This window comes from Streptomyces sp. UH6, from assembly GCF_013421635.1.
GTDB classification, from domain to species: domain Bacteria; phylum Actinomycetota; class Actinomycetes; order Streptomycetales; family Streptomycetaceae; genus Streptomyces; species Streptomyces abyssomicinicus.
Window position 1 is genome coordinate 1 of the sequence record NZ_JACADT010001291.1, and the last position, 1,288, is coordinate 1,288.

Here is a 1,288-nt window from a genome sequence, read left to right on the forward strand (position 1 = left end):
ACCGTGACGAGGTTGACGGCCGAGGCGAGGAGGAAGGCCGCCGGGAGGGCCTTGCGCAGCCAGGGCGCACGGGCTCCCGTCACGATCGCGGTGCTCACGCGGACTCCTTCACGGGGGTGGTGGTGGCCGGAGCGGCAAGGGCGGCCGGTGCGGCGGGGCCGGCGGGGCCGGGGACGGCCCCGGTGGTGGTCGGAGCGGCCGGTGCGGCGGGGCCGGCGGGCTGCCAGCCCGGGCCGCGGAAGACGCGTCCCGCACGTTCGCCCCAGCTCCGTGCCGCCCTGAGGTCCTTGGCGATGGCGACGTACTCGTGGGTGGCGACCCTCAGCGGGTTGTACGTCTCGATGTTCTTCGTCAGTCCGTACACCGGCCGCTCGGTCTCCGGCGCGAAGCTGCCGAACATCCGGTCCCAGACGATCAGGATGCCGCCGAAGTTGCGGTCCAGGTAGCCGCCCTGCGAGGCGTGGTGGACCCGGTGGTGCGAGGGGGTGTTGAAGAGGAACTCGACCGGCCGGGGCAGCTTGCCGATCCGTTCGGTGTGGATCCAGAACTGGTAGACCAGGCTGACCGAGGTGAGGAAGGCCAGCGCCGCCGGGTGCACCCCGAGCGCGATCAGCGGCAGGTAGAACGGCCAGCCCGTGAGCGAGGTCCACGGCTGCCGCAGCGCGGTGGTCAGGTTGAACTTCCGGCTCGAGTGGTGCACCACGTGGCAGGCCCACAGCAGGCGGATCACGTGGTGGCCGCGGTGCGACCAGTAGTAGAGGAAGTCCTGGGCGAGCAGCATCAGCAGGACCGTCCACCACAGCACGGGCACCCGCAGCGGGGTCAGTTCGTGGACGACCGTGTAGACCGCCACGATCGGGATCTTCCACAGGAAGTCCCAGAAGAGGCTGCCCAGGCCCATGCCGATGCTGGTGGCGGCGTCCTTGGCCGCGTAGCCCTCCGCGTCCTCGTCCGGGTGGACGCGATAGCTCACCACCTCGATCAGGGTGAGCAGCAGGAAGGCCGGTATCGACCAGAGCACCACATCGGGCAGGTTCGGCATACCTGCACCGTAGGGGCGGTGCGGGAGCGGGACCAGACGTCGGCATCGACAACTATTACCGCCGGTAGGGCGGCATTTCCTGTGGATCTCCGCCAACCGCCGCCGCGCGCGGCGGGACCTCGCGGCGGCCCGGTCAGACCCCGGCCGCGCCCAGCAGGTTCCCGGCGGCGTAGGTGACCGTCATCGCCAGCGCTCCGCCGCCGACGTTGCGCACCATGGCGCGGCGGGGATCGGCGGCGCCGAGGC

General features: G+C 71.4%; 1 protein-coding gene. It reads right to left on the bottom strand.

Features of this window, described 5'->3' with window-relative positions; genetic code table 11:
* Positions 1-94: 94 nt before the first annotated feature.
* Complete coding sequence (locus HW445_RS31360) at positions 95-1,042, bottom strand: sterol desaturase family protein (protein WP_180224161.1); 948 nt, start codon at positions 1,040-1,042, stop codon at positions 95-97.
* Between the last annotated feature and the right edge of the window lie 246 nt (positions 1,043-1,288).